The sequence below is a fragment of the Neorhizobium alkalisoli genome (genome assembly GCF_007829835.1).
Lineage (GTDB): Bacteria > Pseudomonadota > Alphaproteobacteria > Rhizobiales > Rhizobiaceae > Neorhizobium.
Genome location: NZ_VIWP01000001.1, coordinates 953,664 through 974,540, shown reverse-complemented (window position 1 = coordinate 974,540; position 20,877 = coordinate 953,664). Strand labels below are relative to the sequence as shown.

19 protein-coding genes are annotated in these 20,877 nt (G+C 60.6%); 11 read left to right on the top strand and 8 right to left on the bottom strand.

Annotated features, from left to right (window positions below):
- Nucleotides 1-4 precede the first annotated feature (4 nt).
- The 4 genes from FHW37_RS04320 to FHW37_RS04305 are packed head-to-tail and all read left to right on the top strand — an operon-like array spanning nucleotide 5 to nucleotide 3,775.
- Nucleotides 5-808 carry an ABC transporter ATP-binding protein gene (locus FHW37_RS04320; protein ID WP_145632958.1) on the top strand — a complete coding sequence of 268 codons (804 nt, stop codon included), beginning with the start codon at nucleotides 5-7 and terminating at the stop codon, nucleotides 806-808.
- Nucleotides 805-1,800 carry a FecCD family ABC transporter permease gene (locus tag FHW37_RS04315; RefSeq protein WP_145632955.1) on the top strand — a complete coding sequence of 332 codons (996 nt, stop codon included), beginning with the start codon at nucleotides 805-807 and terminating at the stop codon, nucleotides 1,798-1,800. The genes FHW37_RS04320 and FHW37_RS04315 overlap by 4 nt, the downstream gene beginning before the upstream one ends.
- Nucleotides 1,797-2,831 carry a FecCD family ABC transporter permease gene (locus FHW37_RS04310; protein ID WP_145632952.1) on the top strand — a complete coding sequence of 345 codons (1,035 nt, stop codon included), beginning with the start codon at nucleotides 1,797-1,799 and terminating at the stop codon, nucleotides 2,829-2,831. The genes FHW37_RS04315 and FHW37_RS04310 overlap by 4 nt, the downstream gene beginning before the upstream one ends.
- Before the next feature lie 8 nt (nucleotides 2,832-2,839).
- Nucleotides 2,840-3,775, top strand: a complete 936-nt coding sequence (locus FHW37_RS04305) for an ABC transporter substrate-binding protein (RefSeq protein WP_145632949.1) — start codon at nucleotides 2,840-2,842, stop codon at nucleotides 3,773-3,775.
- Nucleotides 3,776-3,879: 104 nt separating this feature from the next.
- Here FHW37_RS04305 and repC read toward each other — a convergent pair whose 3' ends face one another.
- The 4 genes from repC to FHW37_RS04285 form a co-directional block, all read right to left on the bottom strand.
- On the bottom strand, nucleotides 3,880-5,199 hold the full coding sequence (gene repC / locus FHW37_RS04300; protein WP_145632947.1) for a plasmid replication protein RepC: 1,320 nt from the start codon (nucleotides 5,197-5,199) through the stop codon (nucleotides 3,880-3,882).
- Nucleotides 5,200-5,355: 156 nt separating this feature from the next.
- Nucleotides 5,356-6,360 (bottom strand): plasmid partitioning protein RepB, encoded by a 1,005-nt coding sequence (gene repB / locus FHW37_RS04295; protein WP_145632944.1) that lies wholly within the window; start codon nucleotides 6,358-6,360, stop codon nucleotides 5,356-5,358.
- A 3-nt stretch (nucleotides 6,361-6,363) separates the two neighbouring features.
- Nucleotides 6,364-7,560: a plasmid partitioning protein RepA gene (gene repA, locus FHW37_RS04290; RefSeq protein WP_145632941.1), complete on the bottom strand. Its 1,197-nt coding sequence runs from the start codon at nucleotides 7,558-7,560 to the stop codon at nucleotides 6,364-6,366.
- Between the two features lie 907 nt (nucleotides 7,561-8,467).
- Nucleotides 8,468-8,872: a hypothetical protein gene (locus FHW37_RS04285; protein WP_145632938.1), complete on the bottom strand. Its 405-nt coding sequence runs from the start codon at nucleotides 8,870-8,872 to the stop codon at nucleotides 8,468-8,470.
- 1,553 nt (nucleotides 8,873-10,425) lie between these two features.
- On the opposite strand from FHW37_RS04285, the gene FHW37_RS04275 reads away from it, so the two are divergent.
- From FHW37_RS04275 to FHW37_RS04260, 4 genes are all read left to right on the top strand, one after another.
- The gene (locus FHW37_RS04275; RefSeq protein ID WP_145632935.1) at nucleotides 10,426-11,550 is read left to right on the top strand and encodes an RHE_PE00001 family protein; all 1,125 of its coding nucleotides are present in this window, start codon (nucleotides 10,426-10,428) and stop codon (nucleotides 11,548-11,550) included.
- 107 nt (nucleotides 11,551-11,657) lie between these two features.
- Nucleotides 11,658-12,860 carry a mandelate racemase/muconate lactonizing enzyme family protein gene (locus tag FHW37_RS04270; RefSeq protein ID WP_145632933.1) on the top strand — a complete coding sequence of 401 codons (1,203 nt, stop codon included), beginning with the start codon at nucleotides 11,658-11,660 and terminating at the stop codon, nucleotides 12,858-12,860.
- A 9-nt stretch (nucleotides 12,861-12,869) separates the two neighbouring features.
- Nucleotides 12,870-13,757, top strand: coding sequence for a DMT family transporter (locus FHW37_RS04265; RefSeq protein WP_246690656.1), 888 nt, complete (start codon nucleotides 12,870-12,872; stop codon nucleotides 13,755-13,757).
- An 89-nt stretch (nucleotides 13,758-13,846) separates the two neighbouring features.
- Complete coding sequence (locus FHW37_RS04260) at nucleotides 13,847-14,626, top strand: IclR family transcriptional regulator domain-containing protein (protein WP_145632930.1); 780 nt, start codon at nucleotides 13,847-13,849, stop codon at nucleotides 14,624-14,626.
- Nucleotides 14,627-14,652: 26 nt separating this feature from the next.
- On the opposite strand, the gene FHW37_RS04255 is transcribed toward FHW37_RS04260, so the two are convergent.
- From FHW37_RS04255 to FHW37_RS04245, 3 genes are all read right to left on the bottom strand, one after another.
- The gene (locus FHW37_RS04255) at nucleotides 14,653-15,342 is read right to left on the bottom strand and encodes a hypothetical protein (protein WP_145632927.1); all 690 of its coding nucleotides are present in this window, start codon (nucleotides 15,340-15,342) and stop codon (nucleotides 14,653-14,655) included.
- Nucleotides 15,342-16,568 carry an aromatic ring-hydroxylating dioxygenase subunit alpha gene (locus FHW37_RS04250; RefSeq protein WP_145632924.1) on the bottom strand — a complete coding sequence of 409 codons (1,227 nt, stop codon included), beginning with the start codon at nucleotides 16,566-16,568 and terminating at the stop codon, nucleotides 15,342-15,344. Before FHW37_RS04250 ends, FHW37_RS04255 begins: the two co-directional genes overlap by 1 nt.
- Nucleotides 16,569-16,641: 73 nt before the next feature.
- The gene (locus tag FHW37_RS04245) at nucleotides 16,642-17,049 is read right to left on the bottom strand and encodes a Rieske 2Fe-2S domain-containing protein (protein ID WP_145632921.1); all 408 of its coding nucleotides are present in this window, start codon (nucleotides 17,047-17,049) and stop codon (nucleotides 16,642-16,644) included.
- 209 nt (nucleotides 17,050-17,258) lie between these two features.
- On the opposite strand from FHW37_RS04245, the gene FHW37_RS04240 reads away from it, so the two are divergent.
- Entirely contained in the window at nucleotides 17,259-18,491 is a 1,233-nt protein-coding gene (locus tag FHW37_RS04240; protein ID WP_145632918.1) for an FAD-dependent oxidoreductase, read from the top strand.
- Complete coding sequence (locus FHW37_RS04235; protein ID WP_145632914.1) at nucleotides 18,488-18,943, top strand: flavodoxin domain-containing protein; 456 nt, start codon at nucleotides 18,488-18,490, stop codon at nucleotides 18,941-18,943. Before FHW37_RS04240 ends, FHW37_RS04235 begins: the two co-directional genes overlap by 4 nt.
- A 69-nt stretch (nucleotides 18,944-19,012) precedes the next feature.
- Here the strand turns inward: FHW37_RS04235 and FHW37_RS04230 are convergent, their stop codons facing one another.
- On the bottom strand, nucleotides 19,013-19,846 hold the full coding sequence (locus tag FHW37_RS04230) for an SDR family NAD(P)-dependent oxidoreductase (protein WP_145632911.1): 834 nt from the start codon (nucleotides 19,844-19,846) through the stop codon (nucleotides 19,013-19,015).
- A 125-nt stretch (nucleotides 19,847-19,971) separates the two neighbouring features.
- Between FHW37_RS04230 and FHW37_RS04225 the strand changes: the two genes are divergently transcribed.
- Nucleotides 19,972-20,856 carry a LysR family transcriptional regulator gene (locus FHW37_RS04225; protein WP_145632908.1) on the top strand — a complete coding sequence of 295 codons (885 nt, stop codon included), beginning with the start codon at nucleotides 19,972-19,974 and terminating at the stop codon, nucleotides 20,854-20,856.
- The last annotated feature ends 21 nt before the right edge of the window (nucleotides 20,857-20,877 follow it).

Here is a 20,877-nt window from a genome sequence, read left to right as displayed (position 1 = left end):
CGGCGTGACAACGGCCCGGATACAGGAACAGGAAACGGCGCTCGGTCTGCGCCAGGTGAGCTTCGGGTACGGCGCTCACCCGGTGCTGGACGCCGTCTCCTTCAATGTCCGTGCCGGCGAGCTCCTGGCGATCGTCGGGCCCAATGGCTGTGGCAAGAGCACGATCCTCAAGCTGATGGCGGGGCTCATCCGGCCGTCGGCGGGAGAGGTTCTGCTGGATGACCTGCCCGTCGCCTCTATACCCAGACGCAAGCTGGCGAGGCGGCTGACCTTGCTTGCGCAATCCAACGAGGCGCCGGAGGCAATGCTCGTCCGCGATCTCGTGGGCCTCGGTCGCTTTTCGCATGAGGGCTGGCTGCGCCGCGATACGCCGGAGGATCGCCGGCATATCGACGGGGCAATGCGCCGGATGGACGTGGAGGCGCTGGCCGACCGCCGTGTCGGTGAGCTTTCAGGCGGGCAGTTGCAGCGTTGCCGCATGGCGATGACGCTGGCGCAGGACGCCGATATTCTTCTTCTCGACGAGCCGACAAACCATCTGGACCTGAAACACCAATATGCGCTGCTGGAGGTGGCGAGGACACAAGCCCTTGCCGGCCGGGCGGTGGTCGCGGTTTTGCATGATCTGACCCATGCGAGCCTTCATGCCGACCGGATCATCCTGATGTCGGAAGGTCGCATTGCCGCGGAAGGCTCCCCGGCAGACGTGCTGACCGTCGAGATGATGGAGGCCGTCTACGGAATCCGGACCGTTGCCATGCCCTTCGGCCGAGCCATCGTGCATCTGCCGGAAGGGGCGCTGCGATGAAGCCGTGCAGCCGGCTGGCACTGCTGCTTGTCTTTCTCCTGTTTCTGGCGGGAATGCATCTTGTCTCCGGCGCCCGTTTTTCACCGATTCATGTCGTCACCCAGGCGCTGTTCGATTACGACCCGAAAAACTACCAGCATGTGGTGATCGTCAGGCAGCGGCTGACCCGGCTCGTCGTTGCCGGTTATGCGGGCATGGTTCTGTCGGTATCCGGGTTGCTTCTGCAGAAAGTGCTGCGCAACGGTCTTGTCTCGCCATCGACACTCGGCATCAACAGCGGCGCGATCACCTTCGTCACGCTCGGCATCTACCTATTCGGTCTCAATGGCGCAGAGCTATTCTGGCCGGCGCTGTTCGGCGGTATCACCGCGACCATGGTGGCGTTCCTGGCGGCCGGTCTCGTCAATCGGGGGAACCGGGATCCGCTGTCGCTCGTGCTCGGCGGCGCGATGACGGCGACGCTGTTTTCCGCCGCCACGACATTCGTCATTTCGCTCGACCCCGAACGTTTCGACGACCAGATGAGCTGGCTGATCGGCGACATCGGCAATTTCGACTACCAGCCGCTGATCTGGCTCTGGCCGGTCGGTGCCGCCGGTCTCGCCCTCGCCCTCCTTCTTTCGCGTTCGCTCGACCTCCTGTCTCTCGGCGCCGAGCAGGCGGCAAGCCTCGGCACCGATCCACGTCTGGTGCAATGGGCAAGCCTTGCGATTGCCATACCCATGGCGATCTCGGCCGTCTGCATCGTCGGGCCGATCGGTTTTGTCGGCCTTGTCGCGCCGCATATGACGCGCATGATGATCGGTGAGACGGGTCGCATCCCGACCCTCTTCTGCGCCCTGCTCGGTGCTGCGATCGTGATCGGCGCCGATATCCTTGCCCGGACATTGCTGGCGCCAAAGCTGCTGAATGTCGGCACGGTCATGGCCTTGTGCGGCGGCGTCGCGTTTCTCGCACTCATTCTCTCCACCTTGCGGAGACGGCAGGCATGAGGCGCGCACTTCTGATCCGCTCAGGCCGGCATGTTCATATCCCGATCGCGCTACGTCCTGCCGCCATCCTCCTTGTTCTGCTCTCACTTCTGATCATCCTCGCATTCGCCGCTCTCGATCTCGGATCGACGCCGCTTCCGGCGGGGGAACTGCTGCGCTGGCTCGCCCCCTTTATCGATGCGACCAGGGAGACCGACGCCGTCCTTCTCCTGCGCTGGCCGCGTGTTGCCGTGGCCATTCTCGGCGGCGCGATGATTGCGGCATCCGGCCATCTTCTTCAGATCGTTTCCCGCAACGGGCTTGCGGATCCCGGTCTCCTCGGCATCTCACAGGGAACGATGGCCGCCGTTGTGCTCGGCGCTGCGGTGCTCGGCATTCCTCCGCAATGGCTCGCGCCGGCCGGGCTTGTCGGCGGACTTGCCACCGCAATCCTCGTTCTCTCTCTCGCCTACCGGCTGGCTTCCACGACCGGCCTCATCCTGGTCGGGCTTGCGGTCAGCATCGTGCTCGGCGCGTTGATCGAGATCGTCATGGTTCAGGGCGGCATGGCGCAATTCGCTCGCTGGCTCGCGTGGTCGCATGGATCCTTGACGGCCGTTTCCGCGGAAAATGCCCGCATGGTCGCGATCTGGGCATTGCCGCTCATCGTACTGACACTGCTTGTGGCCCGCAGCGCAACGCCGCTTCTGCTCGGCCGGGAACAGGCAGCGGCAATCGGCGCCGCTCCACAAAAACTGGCGCTGCTGCTGACACTTCTTTCCGCCGCGCTCGTCGCACCGATCGTCGCCGTCGTCGGACCGATTTCCTTTCTCGGCCTGATCGCCGCCCATGTCGCGCGAAAACTGGTCGGCGAGCGGCCGCAAGAGGCGCTGCCGGTCAGCATGGCCTGTGGCGCGCTTCTGCTTCTCGTTGCCGATACGGCAGGCCGGACGCTGTTTCTGCCGCTTGTCGTTCCGGCGGGCATTCTCGTTTCCGTCGCAGGTGTCGCGACCTTCCTGATTGCCGCCCGTTTCACATCCTCACGCCGATAGGAGTTTTCATGCGCATCCTCATTCTGGCATGGGCCATTCTGCTCGTTCTCGTCGTCCCGACATTTGCCCGCAGCGTCACGGATCATGAAGGCCGCACGGTCGAGGTTCCCGATCATCCGCAGCGTATCCTTTCCCTGCATGACTGGACGCTGACCGTGATGGCGCGAGAGCTCGGGGCCCCGCTGATCGCCAGCATCGGCCGCCCCAGCCCGGATGGAAAACCTTTCATGCGCGGAGCCCGCGAGTTGTTCGGACTGACCTTTGATCAGGTCGAACTGGCCTCTCTGCACGGCAAGCCGGATCTGGAACGTATCCGGGCGCTGAAACCCGATCTGATCGTTGCCAATCTAGGTGACTTCGCCGCCCTGACCGACCAGCTTTCCTCGATCGCACCGACGCTGATGTTCAATCCTGAAAGCGGTAAGCCACCCTTCGCATTGTACCGCGAGTTTGCCGGCTGGATTGGCAAGGAGCAACGCTTCGACACGTTGAAGGCTGCCTATGACCAGAGGCTTGCGGAAACACGCGCCCGCCTCGGCACATCGACGGAGAAGACCTATGCCGCAATCCTGGCCGATGGCCGCGACGGTTCGCTGACCATTCTCAAGGACTACGGCGTGCTGACCACCGTCCTCGACGATCTAGGCTTTCACCGCATTCCCTTAAGCGGCACCGTGCCTTCTGGGCAAAGCCGGATGCGTATCGGCGCCGAACTGGTGGGCGAGATCGATGCCGACATGATCGTCACCACCTACCTGCCGGAAAACGGCGGCTCGCCTCAATCGATCTTCAACGACCTCGACCGCATCGCTCCGGGCTACCAGGACTTTTTGCGGGCCTATGCGGAGAAGCACATTCTCAGCTTTTCGCGCTACGAGGTTTACCCGACCAGCTTTCGCGGTGCATTGGCTTTGATGGACGCTCTTTCAGGGATGGCGCGATAAAAGTACGGTGTTTTACGCCATATACCGCTCCGCTAACCCTTTGAAAGCTTGAATCCACACGACTGAGGCGAAAGATAACAAGTCGATAAGTTTCGTCACATGGATCATGAGCTCAGACGCTTCTCCGCCGGTTTTTCGCCGCCTGGAGACGAGCGAGCTCGTAAAAGCGCCATCAACATGGGTTCGATCGCGAATTTGCCGACCTCTGCTCTGTTCGTCAGGTCACGGATATAGCCGCCGGCAGACTTGATATGCTCCGCGCGCTCCAGAATGCAGGCGATCAATGTCGCGGTATTTTCCGGCCCCATGACCGTCAGGGCGCGGTGATAGGCGGAGGGCGTGACGTTGAGCATGGTGCGCACGACCGTTGCAGCCACGCTCAGATCCCGCCAGCTTGAGACCGCTCCCTGAGGCCCGTAATCGGCAATCTGTGGGCATGCCTGGAGCACGAGGCTGAGAGGAAGCCCGTGCATCTTCGTTCGCATGGGAGGAAGCGAGGTCTGATTCGATTTTTCCGATGATGACTGTGGATTGTCGTCCATCTGTGATGTTGCCAGTACCGGAATGGCAGAAAGTTCAGACGGCAATTCCGTGCAGCTGGATGCGGTTTCAAATTCAATAGGGATTTTGGTATTTGAATCCTGTTTGTGCCGCTCACTGTGAGATTCAATGGCGCTCGTTTTTTCGATTTCTGCAAGCGATTTCAGGCAGTTGACGATATGGTCGCGCAATTCTTCCAGTTTTGCGAGGATTGTCGCCAATTCGTCGACCGGTGCAAGCCGTGGAATGCTGTCGACAAGGCTGCGGAACGACTGATGCAGAGCTTCCCAATCATGGTCGAGGGCCTGATCGACGCCTTGCGAGGCTGCCAGATTGATGAGCTTGCCGATATCACGACGGCAAATGGTGAGCCGTTCTCTGGTCGCGCGCAAAATCTCGCGATCGGTGGCGATCTGTGCTGCAAGATCCTCGATCTCATGGGCACGGGAAAGCAGCGGCGCCAGGCTGAAACCATAGGCGTCGTCGATCTTTCCACTGCGACCACGCCTGGCGTATCGCTTGCCGTTAGGGCTGTCCTTGCGCAGGATCAAACCGGTTTCGACCAGCATGGCCAGATGACGACGCAGCGTTGCCGGAGCCATACCACGGGCCCGGATCGACAATTGCGCATTGGACGGAAAGACGACGAGGCCGTTTTCCGCGGACAATTCATCTTCCGGATAAAAGGTCAGAAGCGCATCGAGAACGGTCAATGCACGGTCGCTGACGCCGAGCAGGGAACGGGCTTCGCAGATGGCGCGAAACAGTTTCCACTTCGGTCGTTTCTCTCCAGGCCTGATCTCACCGGCAAGCTGCTGGCTTGCCAACATGCCAAGCGATATCGGCCGCCGCCCAAAGGGCGTCGTTACATGTTGATAGGTCATTTGCCTTCACCTTTGTGCAGGCAAAAGAAATCCGCTCACCAAAACGGTGCCAAAGACTCTTGACTATGATTCGGGGAAGTGCGATTCTCGATCTTGCTAGAAATCAGAGGAAGGCTTCCGCGACTTGGTCGTTTGGGGGCCTTTTTCTTTTGCGGGTCACTCTCCCTTGGTCTGGTTGAACTCATGGAACAGCCCCGCAAGGCGGCTGTTGACGAAATCATCGAAACCCGGCGCAGTTTTCGCATCAAACACGAATGTCGAGCGGTTACCGGACTTCTTGTAGGTTACCGGAAGCTCTCTGGAGCGGAGGGCCGAAACATTGCTTTCCTGCTTGGCTTCCGGCTTTTCCGACAGCATCGAAAAGGCGATCTGAAAACGCTGGTCGCTGGTCGAGGAATGCGGGCGCTCACGCAGCGTCTTCAGGATGGCGCCGAGATCGCGGCCATGCAGCTTTTCAGCCAGTTCCATCCAGCGCCGGCGACCGATTTCAGGGGCCGGACCGATCGCCTCGATCAATTCCATCGGCACCGAACGCACGAGGCTGATCATCTTTGAAAGCGCTGCCTTGTCGACTGCAAGCGCTGCCATGATCGTATCGCGGGAGAAGGAACGATCCTCCAGACGCGCGGCAAACAGGGCACGTTCGATATGCGAAAGATTGGTGCGGGCGTTGTTTTCCTGACCCTGGCTGACGACCAGCTGGTCATCGGTGAGTTCGCGGACAACTGCCTTGACCTTGATGCCGAGCGAACGCACGGCCGCCAGACGGCGATGGCCATAAGCGACCTGATAACGACCGGAATTGCCGGGATGCGGGCGAACGAGGATCGGCACTTGCTGTCCGTGTTCCCTCACCTGCTCGACCAGCTGCGCCAGCGCCTCGCCTTCGATCGCCAGACGGTCGGAAACGAAGGATGCGTCGATCAGAGACGGATCAAGCTCGACGATCGACAGGCCTTCCGACAGCTGACGTTCGAGATCCTGGGCGCGTTCCATCTTCTGGGTAATGCTGCCAAGGGTTTTTGAAATGCCGCCAACCGGCAGACCGGTGCGTGGCGCAGGTGTCATCCCCGCCAACGGCCGCGCGACGCTTGCCGGTTGGGAAACCGGTGCGTCGCTCGGCAGGCCGCCGGAAATGCCGATAAGGTTCTTTCTGGCCATGGATTACCGCCTTCCCCATACGGAGCGGATAAGCTCCTCAATTTCGCTGTTGACCGAGGACAACGATTCCATTGCACGGTCATAGGTGCCACGCGTGAACTGGCTGCGCTCGACTTCGTACAGCGTCTGCTTCGTCACACCGGCATCGGAAATGGCGGTCGATTTCAGCATGGCATTGTGCAGCATGCGATTGCCGAAGATGGCGCGCATGAAACCGGTCATCTGGCTCTGCGGGCCGTCATTCGGTTCGAAACGGGTGACGAGGTAACGCATCCAGTCATAGCTGGTGCGGCCCCCTGCCCGCTCGACAACCGACATCAGCTCGCTGGTCATCGACAGGAACTGCGACATGGACATCACATCGAGCATCTGCGGATGGACGGTGATCAAGGTCGAGGTGGCAGCGCAGAGCGCCGACATGGTGAGGAAGCCGAGTTGCGGCGGGCAATCGATCACCACGACATCGTAAAGGTCTTCGACTTCCGACAGGACTTCGCCGATGCGGGCAAAGAACATCGTCGCAGCCGAACCCGTCGCCATGGCTTTCGGCGTCTCATGCTCGAATTCCATCAGCTCGAGATTGCCGGGCAGGATATGCAGGTTCGGCGTATAGGTGGACCGGACGATTTCGGAGATCGGCCGCGGATCCTCGTAGCGGATCGCGCCGTAAATGGTTTCGCCTTCGCCGACATCGAGCTCCGGCTGATGGCCGAACAGCGCAGACAAGGATGCCTGCGGGTCGAGATCGACGGCGAGCGTGCGGTAACCGCGCAGCGCCAGATATTGGGCAAGGTGGGCCGAGGTCGTGGTCTTGCCGCTGCCGCCCTTGAAGTTCATCACCGCGATGACCTGCAGCTTTTCCGAGGGCCGTCTGGCGGGCACGTATTTTGCCGTGCCGTTCTTCTCGTCGAGAACCTGGCGGATACGGTCCATGTCTTCCGGCATATAAACCCGGCGGCCATTCGACAGCGGCTCCGGTCCATAACCCTCGGCCGCGATCTGGCGAAGATAGCCTTCGCCGATGCCGATGAAGGACGCAGCCTCGGCCGGCTGGAAAGGCCGGATCGTTTTCTGGGATGTCGGCGCAAAGATTTTCGCCTGGTGCATCTGCAACTGATGCGCCAGCTCCTGTGCGTCCGCCGCCAAGGTTGACGGCAGATGCTCCTGTGTATCTTCAGCTTTCAGAATCGGCTGTGCCATTTGTCTCTCCAACTGCGCAATTTTCACAAAGTACGCAAGAACTGCGCAGCTGAGTATGCCGCGATTCGCAGTGCTTGTACAAACGATTAACCGCAAGGCTTGTGGAGGAGACGAAGCGACTCTTCCGACGCGAATTTTGTGTGGTTGTCCGCGGACAACTCTTGTTTTCGAGTCGCGGCCGGAGGAGGGCGAGGCGACTCGATTCGCGGGATTAGGCTATTCCATGAGAGGCGGCCGCGATAGAGCGGAGCTGTCTTCCGACATCTCCGTCGTGTCTGCCGTCGGGCCCATGGGGTGCGTTCGCGGTGAAGGGCATTGCGAGATGGGGAGCGGGTAGATCGCTTCCGTAGGGACGGATGCAGGGAGGCGGCGAGGTCTTTCTTTCTCGTCCTCTTCTAAGGGTCCGGTGAGTCGCCAGCTGTTTATAATGTCTGTCAGAGCGAGCTCGGCTCGCCGCATTTCTCAGGGCAGGGGATTTGCTCTCCTCGAGGTCTCTTGGGCACTCTCGGGCTGTAACCTGTGGGAAGGGCGAACCATCGAAAGCTCCCCTCGAATGTTCGGCAGTTGGCAGGACACGGTTGGTGAGAGCTGTTTCTCAACATTTGAGCCGCGCAGCTTTAGAATTCTCGGCACGACGATCGGAAGTGATTTCCGGAAGACATTTGCTGGAAGAGTGAGCAGTGACATATTCATTGAGGGTTCGGGTGAAAGAATCTCGCGCGAACGGAGCCAATGCAAAATGGACCCGAATCGAAGAACTTCGCAACTCGATAAAGCGCAGCTCGGAGAATGCATTCGGTTGTCCGCGGACAACTGGACGGGCAGGCCGATATGTCTGCCACCGGGTTCATTATCAGCCTCGACCTGCCGTCCCGCTATTCACGGCTTAGCCCTCGACCAATGGCGCCTATCCGTTCGATCCTTGATGCGGCGGCTTGTGCCTTGCTCGCGGCTCTTGTCTTCTCCGAAACCTGGCCGCCATCGCCTGATCATTCCCCACCTTGCTTCTCATTTCCCTGACCTGTTTCATCGATTGATGGAGGGCGGCATATTGAGGCGCGTTTGCCTGCGCGACGCAGCGGGGCAGGCAGGCGCAGGCGTCTCCGCTCAGACCGATCTCCCTTTGGGCTTTTACCTGTCCATCCTGATGCGCGGAGCGGACCATCGGGCCGCAGCATTGGCGATTGCGCCGGCACTCCCTGAAGCGGCAAAAATGGTTCTGGATCAGATTCAGTGTCGCGGTCAGTCGCCACTCGAATTCGTGGTCCGCGGCGCGGCGCTTTTCGTATTCGCTGTAATCGGTCTTTGGCATTGGTCCTGCTCCATCAGTTGGAGGACAGAATCCTCCCTTGGTGATCTCGATTTTTCTTGAATTTCGGCCGCGACACGTCGGGTGCCTCGAATTGAAATTTTATATGTGACACGCGACGTGTCCCGTTCGGTGGTTTTTCCGCGCAACTCCGGTCCGTCTGCGGCGATCCAAGCCCCTCTTGGGAACAAGTCCCAGGTGAAACCAGCTATCGCATGTGTGCGACACACGCACGTCCCTCCTTGTTCAGGCGAGAGGCAGACCATTTTCTGCGCAGCCCCCGATCTTACGCCTGCATCACAGCGCTCGACCGGATCACCGGTCCCACCTCGCCGGCGATGCGTGCCGGTGTAGCCGAAGCGGGACGGGAGTGATTTTAGGAGTGGTGGGAATGAGGTGAAGGTGAAATCGTGCAAGGTGTTGGTTTTGCTCGATGGGGTGTTCTGAACTTCCCCATATTTGCGCACCTTTGAGTGTGCGTCGGCCCCTCACCCTAGCCCTCTCCCCGCTTGCGGGGAGAGGGGACGTGCCCCGCGTTACGTTGCGGCTGGATCATGGTCCCGCCTAAATGAGGAGCGAGCGGGCACGGCATACCCTTCTCCCCGCAGGCGGGGAGAAGGTGGCGGCAGCCGGATGAGGGGCGGCCCAGGCACTCGTTTCATATCGCGTTCGCCGAAATGTTACTCAGCCTCTGTCATCTCTCTCAACTGAGATCTTCGGGTTCTTGAAGTCCACATGCAATTGCCCCGACCTCTATGGACGGAGAGGACTATTCCCCGGAGGCCGGAAGAATGCGGTGAGACAAATTCAAAGCGAGTTGTCCGTGGTCGACTTCACGCACCTTCTCTTCGTCCGACGATTTCGCGTGCCAGAAACTGCCGGCCGCCGAGTGGGCTTGAGGCTTGCTTTGGTCCGTTTCGAGGAGCGGTCGCAGATGGAAATCGACTGGGTTTCTTGAAATGGGAAGCTCGGCGAAAAGTACCCCTGTCTGTGGGGACGAATGAATTGGCCGGGGTATCGCGTGGCGTACGCGACGGAGGCGGGCGGGTGAGTGGTATTGGCCGAAGCGTTGCCCCGCCGCCGTTCACGCGCGTAGCCCAAAACAGAGGATGCAGAGACGGTTTCCAGCTTGTTGTCCGCGGACAACTGATGGCGCCTCTCCCGGCACCGGCACCGGCACCGGCACCGGCACCGGCCAACATTGGTCATCATTTCAGTGTCTGCCCAACACCATCCCAGACCAGCCACGTGCACAGGGCAAAGCCTTGGCGCATCACCGCTCATTCGGAGCCATCAAAACACGTTTTCAGTCCGATTCTGTGCAGATTGCAGAATCAGGGTTTTCATTCCTGAAAGGTCTGATACTTTGGGCGGGCATCGGGATTGAGGTAATTTTCTCTCCTGCAGCGGCCAAAGGCCCACCTGGATGCGATGGCGGCAGGCTCGCTCCGCATATCAAGGCAGATTCCGGAAAACATCCCCCAGATAGCGATACAAGGTGGCAAAACTTAAACGCCATATCGCTTTCATATCGGTGTTGATGTATTGATTCTTCAATGCGTTACGATCTCGCGAAAATTTCCCTCCCAGAGCTTTTCGAGCCCGCTTTGAAGGCGGTTGCCGGACTGGCGCGGCTGGATGAGCGGGTGGCAAGATCGGCTTTCGGGCAGGGCTGGATCGACCGCACGCATTTCGGCGATGCCTGCGCGTCTCTCTGGGTAGATGGAGAACTTGTCCATCTCGAGGACCTTGTCCTGCACGATGCGGCCATGGGGATTCGTGCGCCGAGCCATGAACTGACCATCGCCCATGACGTGTTGCGGTCGCGCCGTCGCATTGCCGAGCAGCCGGCGGGCTGGGCGGTGAGCGTCGAAGGTCTGTCGCGCTTAAGGGGCGGCAGCGATCATCTTGCCGGTGCCTCCGCCTATTCGGCGCCTCTGCCGGAGGCGCTCGAGACCAAGGGAATGCCGGACGACGCGACTGATCCCCTTTCAGACTCCATGGCAGACCCGCTCTCTGGCCATCTCGCCGCGATCGACGCCATTCTCGAACGCAGCGAGGCATTGCTTGCCGACGCTGCGACGGTACGCACGCACGCGCCGAAGGAGCGCGATCCTTTCCTTTACGAGCCGGATTGGGATGAGGAAGAGCGGCTTTCCGAATGGCAATTCGTGCTGTCGGAAACCGCAGCCATGCATCCGGCGCTGCAGGCTGCCATCGCGCTCGATGCCTGGAACCGGCTGCAGGTCCTGCAGCATGCGCCCTGGCTCGGGCGTCTGCTGGCAGCATCCCTGCTGCGGGCAGGGGGGCTGACGGTGCATCTGCCGACATTGAATTCCGGCCTGAAACTCGTTGCCCGTGATCGCCGGACAAGCCGCGACCGGACCGTGCGGTTGACAGCCATTCTTGAGGCTTTTGCGCTCGCTGCCGATCTCGGGCTGAAGGAACACGACAGGCTGCTTCTGGCGCGCCAGCAGATGGATCGTCGGCTGGCGGGCCGCCGTAGCTCGTCCAAGCTGCCGCAGCTGGTCGACCTTGTCCTGTCACGCCCGATCGTATCCGGGGGCATGATTGCCGAGGCGCTCGGGGTTACGCCGCAGGGCGCGCTGAAGATCGCGGCGGAACTCAATCTGCGCGAATTGACGGGCCGCGGCCGTTTCCGTGCCTGGGGGATTCTTTAAGCGAGAGGAGATTTTCCGGACCGTGGTTCGAAGCGGCTGGCCTTTCCGCCAATTTCCATTTTATATCGCAATAACTTAGATTCGAAATGCGCCAGGGAGGATGGTCCATGAGAATAACAAGTCTTGAGACGGTGCGCGTTGCTGAACGCGCCAACCTGCTCTGGGTCCTGGTGCATACGGATGAGGGTATCACCGGTCTTGGAGAGACCTTTTTCGGCGCAGAGACGGTCGAAGCCTATATCCACGAATATGTCGCGCCACGGGTGATCGGACACGATCCGCTCGCCATCGACAAGCTTGCGCAGGATCTGGTCGGTTATGTCGGCTTCCGTTCTTCGGGAGCGGAGGTGCGGGGCAATTCCGCCTTCGATATCGCGCTCTGGGATATTTTTGGGAAAGCGACGGGTCAGCCCATCGCCCAGCTGCTCGGCGGTTTTTCGCGCCGGGAAATCCGCACCTACAATACCTGCGCCGGCACCGAATATATCAAGAAGGCGACCGGACAGGCGACGGCCAATTACGGCTTGTCGGAAGGCAAGCAATATGACGACCTGAACGGCTTCCTGCACCGCGCCGATGAGCTGGCGGAATCGCTGCTCGAAGAGGGCATCACCGCCATGAAGATCTGGCCCTTCGATGCGGCGGCAGAGCGGACGCGCGGCCAGTATATCTCCATGCCGGATCTGAAATCGGCGCTCGAACCGTTCGAAAAGATCCGCAAGGCCGTCGGCGACCGGATGGATATCATGGTCGAGTTCCACTCGATGTGGCAGCTTCTGCCGGCCATGCAGATCGCCAAGGCGCTGACGCCCTACCAGACTTTTTGGCACGAAGACCCGATCAAGATGGACAGCCTGTCCAGCCTCAAGCGTTATGCGGAAGTGTCGCCGGCGCCGATCTCGGCCTCGGAGACGCTCGCCAGCCGCTGGGGTTTTCGCGACTATCTCGAAACCGGGGCGGCCGGCATCGTCATGCTCGACATTTCCTGGTGCGGCGGCCTTTCCGAATCCCGCAAGATCGCCTCGATGGCGGAGGCCTGGCATCTGCCGGTGGCGCCGCATGATTGCACGGGGCCGGTCGTGCTTTGCGCCTCGACCCATCTTTCGCTGAATGCGCCGAACGCTCTGGTGCAGGAAAGCGTGCGTGCCTTTTACAAGACCTGGTATCGCGATCTGGTGACCGCACTTCCGGAAGTGAAAAACGGCATGATCACGGTTCCGCCGGGACCGGGGCTCGGCATGGAGCTCAATCCCGAGCTTGAGCGCGCCTTCACCGTCAGCCGTCGCATCTCCGACCAATCCTCTCTCTGATCTCGCTGGATGATGTTCAAGTCTTCGGTTGTTTCCGGCGCGGCTGCCGGACCGCTTCTCATGCTTTTGGGCATGCTGATGTTCTCGCTCAACGATGCCATGGGCAAATGGCTGATCTCGACCTACGGGCTCGGCCAGCTGATCTTTCTGCGCAGCGCGGCGGCACTTTTCATCCTCGTGCCGATGGTCTGGTTTGCCGGCTTCGGTAAACTGTTCAGGGTGGAGCGGCCGCTGATGCAGCTGTCCCGCGTCTTCTTTTCGACGGCGGAGGTTTTCTGCTTCTACTGGGCGGTGATCTATCTGCCGCTGGCGGATGTGATGACCTTCTGGCTCGCGGCCCCGATCTATGTCGCGGCCTGCTCGCCGTTTCTGCTCGGTGAAAAGGTGGGCTGGCGACGCTGGACGGCGATCGCGGTGGGTTTCATCGGCGTGATCCTGGCGCTCGAACCCTCCAGCGCCATGTTCACCTGGCCGGCGATGATCTCGATTGCCGGCAGCGCCGCCTTTGCCTTCATGCTGATCTCCGGCCGCTTTTTGAAAGGCACGCCGGACAGCACGCTGGTGTTTTTCCAGGTCGGCGGTGCCGGGCTTGCCGGCCTCGTCTTCGCGCCGGTCGGCTGGGCGCCGATCGAGTCCGGACGCGATCTCGTGCTGCTTGGCATGCTCGGCATCGTCGCCATGGCGGCCCACATGCTGGTCAACCGGGCGCTCAAAATCTCGGATGCGGCGACGGTGGCGCCGCTGCAATATACGCTGCTCGTCTGGGCGGTGGTGTTCGGCTGGCTGTTCTTCGACGAGTTGCCGAGGTTCGGCCTGATGCTGGGCGCCGTCCTGATCGTGGCGTCTGGCCTGTTCATCTTCATCCGCGAACAGAGGCTGAAAAGCCGCGCGGCGTGATCGTTTTCCGAAGGCGCTCGACCTCTCACGCCCCATAGGCTACCTATTGCCGCGACCAGCCAAGCAATGCCGGAACCAGGGGATCTGGAATGGATAAAAGCTCCTCGCAGCGAGAGCTTACGGACAAGGATATATCCCTGACTTTCGTCAAGGGCATGAACGTGCTGAAGGCATTCGACAGCGAGACGACGCATCTGACCTTGCCGCAGATCGCCAAAGTGACGGGTCTCGACCGCGCTTCGGCCCGCCGGCTGGTCCTGACGCTGCTTCATCTCGGTTACGTCAAGCAGGAGGACCGGGTGTTTTCGCTGACGCCGCGTATTCTCGTTCTGGCCAGCGGCTTCCTGCAGGGCCGTAAGTTCGGCAAGACGATCGAACCGGTGCTGCGCTCCTTTTCCCACCAGCTCTCCGATGCGATCTCCATGGCGATGATCGACGAGAATGATGCCGTCTATGTCGCCCATGCCGGAAACGACACGAAGCCGGCCAGTATCGGTTTTACCGTCGGTAGCCGGGTGCCGCTGCTGCAATCGGCCATCGGCCGGGCGCTCGTCGCCGCCAGCAGCCCGGAGAGAATTGAGGAACTGGTCGCGACCGCCCCGGTCGAACGGTTTACATCGACGACATTGCTCGACCGCAAGGCGATTGCGCAGGATATCGCGCTGACGGCCGAGCGGGGGTTTGCCCTGGTCGACGGCGAGTTCGAGGCCGGCGTTGCAGCGATCGCGATTTCGGCCCGTTCGGCATCGGGCGAAATCGCCTCCGTCGGCATTTCCGGCAATAGCGCCCGCCTGATGGAGAAGGATTATTTCAATCGCGTGGTCGATACGCTGCGCGAATGTTCGAAAACGATCGCCGCACTTCTTTAGCCGGCTTCCATTCGGCCTTTGACTGATTACACCAGCCGGCTGAGTTCCAGGGTTTTCGCATCGAGCTGATCCTCGCTCGTGTTGATCAGGAGGCGGCTGCCGCTCGCATCGCGGTGAGCGGCATCGGTAGCGGTCGAGCGTTTTATGCCGCCCGCATGATCCGTCTCGAGTGGCCATGCTCGTCCGCTGGACCAGCCAAGCCGGGAGAGCGCATTCGCGACCGCAGACTCTTCCGCAATACCACCATCAAGCCGCAGGATCGCAACGTTGGCCGGCGAGGTGAGGTTGTCGTCGGCTTTCATGCTGCGGATGCCGATACCGCGAACGAAGGCCGGCTCGCCGAGACGGGTCGACGCCGGAAAATGCTGCGTCTCCTCCGTTCCGTCGACCCACATCCAAGCGCCCGAACCGCTCATCTGCATCCCATCGACGGATCGCTCGGCGGTGATCACCATACTGTCGATCATGCCGGCATAGATTTTTCGCAGATAGAGCGGCACCGGCTCGGTTGGCGCCAGTCCGTGAATGTTCATTACCGGCGCATGAAGGATCGAAATCCTCATGAAGATGAACTGGTGCCGCGCCATCATCTGCCGAACCGATTCATTCAGCGGAAAATAGCCGTCGAGTATGTCTTCAAAGGTGTGGCCATCGACCGGCCAGACGGCAAGATCGGTGCTTTCCGCCTTCTCCGGCAGCGGTTCACGCGACTGCATCACACACTTGCATCCCAGGGGCATTCGGCCCGGCGTTGCATATCCGCCTGCCGGCTTGCTTCCAGCCAGTTGCCGGTGGATGTGATGGCATCGTTGGAAAGCGGACCGATGATCGCAGCCGCGGACTTGTCGCGCATCAGCAACCCGTCCTCACGGCTCGTTTCCACGGCCTTGATCGCCTTTCGGAGCATCAGCCGGTAACGGACGATTGCCGCATCGCCGCGGCCAAGATGTTCGCGTGTGCGATCCTGGATCGGGCCGAGACCCTCGACCGCCCACTGGTCGTGGACGTTGATGTCGAGACCCATGCCGGTATAGGTCAGCTTTTCCTGTTCCTCGGGATTGTAGTGATAATTGTTCTCCCGGTTTTTGAGCGGAGCGTAATCCGGCAGGCGGTGTTCCTTCAGGCGCTGGTTGCGCATCAGCTCCTTGTCGACCGGCTTCGCGAAGCTGGTGAAGATCGTGTACCAGTAGCAGGTCTGGTCATCCACCGGCACATGCCATTGGGTGATCGTCATCTCGCGCGACATCGGAATGCAGATTGCGCCGGGAAAGATCTGGTTCGTGACGCGGACATGGGTCAGGTCATTGGCCATATGGCGCAGCGCCGTGATTTTCAGGCCGAAATCGGTTTCCTCGACCTCGATATCGGGACGCGGATATTCGCGCAGGACCTGCGTCATCGGCATATCGGTATGACCGGCCTTGTCGCGGAACTGCTTGCCATAGCTGTCGGCCGGATCCTCATCCTGTAGAAAACGATGCAGGAAGGAGGCATGCGCCGGATCGATGCCGACTTCGAGCGCCTGCAGCCAGTTGCATTCCCAGAGCCCCTTGAAGGCGAAGACATGGCTGTCGGGAGCGCGAAAACAGTCGAAATTCGGAAATTCAGGCGCCTCGCCCGGTCCCATATAGGTGAAGAAGACACCTTTTTTCTCTATGACCGGGTAGACGGCGCCGCCTTCCACCAGCCTGATCGCATCCCGATCCGGGTGGAAGGCCGGCGCTTCATCCGCCGTTGCAACGCGCTCTGCCAGAACGAAGCTGCCGGTTGGATCGCGCAGCAGGACCAGCCTCTCTCCCATCAGATTGACCGGAACCATCGGATCCGCGCCGACGACCTCGTCGGAAAGGGCCGCAGGCTGCCAGTATCGCCGCATGACTTCACCGGCCGGCGTCGCAGGTCCGATACGGGTGATCTGGTCATTCAGTTTCTGGCTGATCATGCTGCATTCCTTTGCTTAAAGGTATTCATAGCCATCGATGGAAAAAGAGAGATACGGTTGCGGGGCCGGGTATTCAGGCAATATTGTCTTCAGCCGGCGGTTCGCCGCTGCCGAGAAAGGCCATGACGGCACCGTTCTTTTCGACGACCGGATAGCTCGGAAGCTTGATCGTCTTGTAAAGCGTGGAATCCGCAGGCTCCGCGGGCTGCTCTATGCACTGGCCGTTGCGGTCGAAAAGCCAGCCATGGAAGGGACAGCGCAATCCGTTGTCTTCCCTGCGCCCGAAACACATGTCGGCGCCGCGATGCGGACAGTGGCGTTCGATCAGCCCGAGCTTGCCTTCGTCGTCGCGAAACAGAACCAGCCTCTGGCCGTAGATCGTGATCGGAATAACCGGCCTCGGACCATCGAGATCGCTGCTGTTTGCGATCCATGTCCATGCCTCCGGCAGGACGGGCATCTCACGCTGCGCATTCGCCATTGTTCCCACGTTCCCCTTTTAAACGCTGCGGCCGTTCGCTTGACAAAGCCACGTCCCGCAATCATTTTGTGCGATATTAGCACGGATGTTGTTTTATCGAACAATATCGCATATCGCTAACCTGTCAATGGCGGCGGCGATCCGCGCACCGCAGGGCTGGTGCAATAGAAGACAGCCGCGTCTGCTACAGGGCGTGTCGGAAGGGATGTATGAGAGGGAAGGTGGCGATTGTCGGTGCGGGGCCAGCGGGCTGTTTTGTCGCCCAGTCTCTGTTGAAGGACGCGCCCGCCCTCGAAATCGCCCTGATCGATTGCCTGCCCACGCCCTATGGGCTGATCCGTTATGGCGTCGCCCCCGATCATCAGGGCACGAAGGCGATCACGCGGCAGTTTTCCCGCATTTTCGAACGCCAGGGCGCGCGGTTTTTCGGCAACGTTCATATCGGGCGCGATCTATCGCTGGATATGTTGCGCGATGCCTATGACGCGGTTGTTCTGGCTGCCGGTCTTTCACAGGACAGGCGGCTTGGCATAGCCGGGGATGATCTTCCGGGCGTCTACGGCGCCGGATCCCTCATTCGCAGCCTGCAGAGCCATCCTTTCGCGGATCCGCTGCCGGCATTGGGGCCAAACCCGCTGATTGTCGGCAACGGCAATGTCGCGATCGACCTTCTGCGACTCCTCAGCAAATCCCCGCGCGAACTTGCGGGCTCGGATCTCGGCGCGGAAGCCACGGCATGGCTCGCGGGCAATGGTTTTCGCAGCATTACCGTGCTCGGGCGGTCCCCCGGGGCTAAAGCCAAATTCGATCCGCTGATGATCCGCGAACTGGCGAACCTGTCGCGTGTCCGCATCAGCCTAACCGATCCCGGTCAAGCCGATGGAGACGACGAGCAAAAACGCATCGATGCGCTGGCAGGCATAGACGGCATCGGCAGCGGGCCGATCGAGGTAAAATTCTGTTTTTCGCGTGTGCCGCTCTCGGTTGAGGGAGCAGACCATGTGACCGGGCTCCGTGTGGCCAGCCCGCAGGGTGAAAAGATCATCGAGGCTTCGTCCATCGTGACGGCCGTGGGGTTTGCTTCAAATGGCGAGCTTGGGGCCTCTGAAACGGATGGCGCTGCCGGAAAGCCGGGCTCGCGCCTTTATTCCGCCGGATGGTTTGGCCATGGCCCGAAAGGTGCCATTCCCGATGCGCGCCTGTCTGCGCAGACCATCGCGGCGCAGGTACTTGGTGAACTGGCGGCGGATAACCGGCGGATCGGGTCCGCAATCTTCGAAAACCTGCCCGATGTCGTTGATTATGCCGGCTGGCAGCGGATCGAGGCGGCCGAATTACTCGGGCGCAATGACGAAAGATGCCGGGCCAAACTGCAGTCGATCGACGCGATGCTGCAGGCGGCCCGATCAAATCACGCAGGATCAGGGGAAGCAGGATTGTGAAGATAGCGGTTCTCTACGGCACCGAAACGGGCAACGCCGCGATGCTGGCCGACGATATCAAGAGTGCGCTCGATGGCGACCATGACGTCGCCTGCGCAGACCTCGCCGCGATCGACCCGGCCGGGCTGGATGGGCAGGATTTTCATGTCATTGTCTGCTCAACCTATGGCGATGGCGATGTTCCGGCATCGGCAAAGCCGTTCATGACGAAGCTGGAAGCGCTTGCGCCAAAACTCTCCCATGTCCGCTTTGCCATTTTCGGCCTGGGCGACAGCGAATATGCCGAAACCTTCGCCCATGGTTCGATGAAGCTGGCCGAGGCGCTGGTTGCGCGCGAGGCGGTGCAGGTCGGAACGCGGCTTACGCATAACGCTACCGCTGACGAACTGCCGGAAGATATCGCTCTTCCGTGGATCCGCGCCATTCTGGCCGATCTCGAGGACGCAGTGTAAGCCAGGAGCTTACCGCACCCTTACTTCCAGCCACATGCCGTGGCTGGAAGTGGTTTGGGATCTTGCAACTCAGGCTGCAAAGTCCGTCGAGACCGCAAGGTCGCGCCAGCGGGCAAGTTCTTCGCCGACGCTTCTGTTCTGCTCCTCGATCACCGCGACCGTATCGCTGCCAAACGGCATGCGCAGCGGCGGGTTTTCGGCAGCGACAAGCTGCAGGATGCCCTTTGCGAGCTTTGCAGGGTCGCCGGGCTGGGCGTGATTTGCCGAGGCGGCGAAATCGCGCATGTTGCCGGCCGGCGTGCCGACATAATCCGGGATGGTTGCCGGGCTGATCGCCAGCGAATTGTCGTGCAGGAAGTCGGTGCGGAAGAAGCCCGGCTCGACGATCGTGACATGGATGCCGAATGGCTTGATTTCGGTCGCAAGCGATTCCGAAATGCCCTCGACCGCAAACTTGGTCGAGCCATAAACGCCCCAGCCGGGATAACCGAAATACCCGCCGATCGACGAGAAGTTCAGGATATGGCCCGAGCGCTGGCGCCGCATATGCGGCAGCACGGCGCGCGTGACCTTCAAGAGGCCGAAGACATTGGTGGCATAGATCGCCTCGACTTCGCTCGCCGTCGCTTCCTCGACTGCGCCGAGAAGTCCATAGCCCGCATTGTTTGCCAGAATATCGATGCGGCCGAAGCGCTGGACGCCGGCGGCAGCGGCTTCGATGGCCTGTGCCTCGTTCGTGACATCGAGACCGACGGCCATGAGGTTCGGATGATCGCCGAAGGCCTCGGTGACGGTTTTCGGATTGCGGGCGGTGGCGATGACGGCGTCACCGGCGTCAAGCGCTTCCTTGGTCATCAAAGCGCCGAAACCACGCGATGCACCTGTAATAAACCAGACTTTCATGATGGCACCTTTTTCTCTCTCGGTTGGATCTCATCGGCTCGTTGCCGGTGCCGAAAGATTTGACGGAAAATCGATTGATGCATAAGATTCGTTCTTTGAGAGACAATGCTGAATGAGTTTCAGTAATGCGCGCCACCGAACTATCCGAATTGTCGGCTTTCACCGCCGTCGCAAGGCACAAGAGTTTTCGAAAGGCGGGAGAGGAGAGGGGCGTCACGGCCTCGGCCATCAGCCATGCGGTGCTGAACCTCGAGGATCGCGTCGGTATCCGCCTTCTCAACCGGACGACGCGCAGCGTGTCGCTGACGGAAGCCGGCAAGCTGCTCCTTTCCCATCTCGATCCGGCTTTCGGCGAAATCACCTCTGCGCTCGATACTCTGAACCAGTTTCGGGAAACGCCGTTCGGCAAGGTGAGGATCAGCGTTCCGAACTCGATCGGGCCCTTCGTGATCGGCAATGTCATCGGTCCTTTGCTGGAAGCCAATCCGAATCTCGAGCTCGAGATCAGCGCGACCGACAGGCTGGTGGATATCGTCGAGGAGGGTTTTGATTGCGGGATCCGTTTCGGAGAACGGATCACAGACGGCATGATCGCGGTGCGTATCGGGACGCGGCTGCGCCTCGTCGTTGTCGGCTCGCCCGCCTATTTTGCCCGGCGGCCGGAGCCGCAGACGCCGCATGACCTGAAGGCGCATCTCTGCATCCAGAACATGTTTCCGTCAGGGGCAAGATATGCCTGGGAGTTCGAAAAGGACGGGGCAAAAGTGGCTTTCCAGCCGACCGGCCCGCTCTCGCTCGACGATCATGAACTGATGACGCAGGCCGCACTGGGCGGCGTCGGACTGGCCTATGTCTGGGAAAATCGCGTCGAACATTATCTCAGCTCGGGTGAGCTCATTCAGGTGCTCGATGCCTGGACCCAGCCGGAAGAGCCCCTTTATCTCTATTATCCCAGCCGTCGCCACATGTCGGCGGGGTTCCGCGCACTGATCGACGCCATAAAGGCCTGAACCGGCCTTTCGGACCGGAAG

Excerpts from the sequence above, each read along its gene's own strand:
- FHW37_RS04230 (WP_145632911.1), bottom strand. The coding sequence starts at position 19,846 with ATGAAAGTCTGGTTTATTACAGGTGCATCGCGTGGTTTCGGCGCTTTG.
- repC (WP_145632947.1), bottom strand. The coding sequence starts at position 5,199 with ATGACCTATCAACATGTAACGACGCCCTTTGGGCGGCGGCCGATATCG.
- FHW37_RS04260 (WP_145632930.1), top strand. The coding sequence starts at position 13,847 with ATGGATAAAAGCTCCTCGCAGCGAGAGCTTACGGACAAGGATATATCC.
- FHW37_RS04305 (WP_145632949.1), top strand. The coding sequence starts at position 2,840 with ATGCGCATCCTCATTCTGGCATGGGCCATTCTGCTCGTTCTCGTCGTC.
- repB (WP_145632944.1), bottom strand. The coding sequence starts at position 6,360 with ATGGCCAGAAAGAACCTTATCGGCATTTCCGGCGGCCTGCCGAGCGAC.
- FHW37_RS04245 (WP_145632921.1), bottom strand. The coding sequence starts at position 17,049 with ATGGCGAATGCGCAGCGTGAGATGCCCGTCCTGCCGGAGGCATGGACA.
- FHW37_RS04275 (WP_145632935.1), top strand. The coding sequence starts at position 10,426 with ATGCGTTACGATCTCGCGAAAATTTCCCTCCCAGAGCTTTTCGAGCCC.
- FHW37_RS04265 (WP_246690656.1), top strand. The coding sequence starts at position 12,870 with ATGATGTTCAAGTCTTCGGTTGTTTCCGGCGCGGCTGCCGGACCGCTT.
- FHW37_RS04250 (WP_145632924.1), bottom strand. The coding sequence starts at position 16,568 with ATGATCAGCCAGAAACTGAATGACCAGATCACCCGTATCGGACCTGCG.
- FHW37_RS04240 (WP_145632918.1), top strand. The coding sequence starts at position 17,259 with ATGAGAGGGAAGGTGGCGATTGTCGGTGCGGGGCCAGCGGGCTGTTTT.
- FHW37_RS04285 (WP_145632938.1), bottom strand. The coding sequence starts at position 8,872 with ATGCCAAAGACCGATTACAGCGAATACGAAAAGCGCCGCGCCGCGGAC.
- FHW37_RS04315 (WP_145632955.1), top strand. The coding sequence starts at position 805 with ATGAAGCCGTGCAGCCGGCTGGCACTGCTGCTTGTCTTTCTCCTGTTT.
- FHW37_RS04270 (WP_145632933.1), top strand. The coding sequence starts at position 11,658 with ATGAGAATAACAAGTCTTGAGACGGTGCGCGTTGCTGAACGCGCCAAC.
- FHW37_RS04225 (WP_145632908.1), top strand. The coding sequence starts at position 19,972 with ATGCGCGCCACCGAACTATCCGAATTGTCGGCTTTCACCGCCGTCGCA.
- FHW37_RS04255 (WP_145632927.1), bottom strand. The coding sequence starts at position 15,342 with ATGCAGTCGCGTGAACCGCTGCCGGAGAAGGCGGAAAGCACCGATCTT.
- FHW37_RS04310 (WP_145632952.1), top strand. The coding sequence starts at position 1,797 with ATGAGGCGCGCACTTCTGATCCGCTCAGGCCGGCATGTTCATATCCCG.
- repA (WP_145632941.1), bottom strand. The coding sequence starts at position 7,560 with ATGGCACAGCCGATTCTGAAAGCTGAAGATACACAGGAGCATCTGCCG.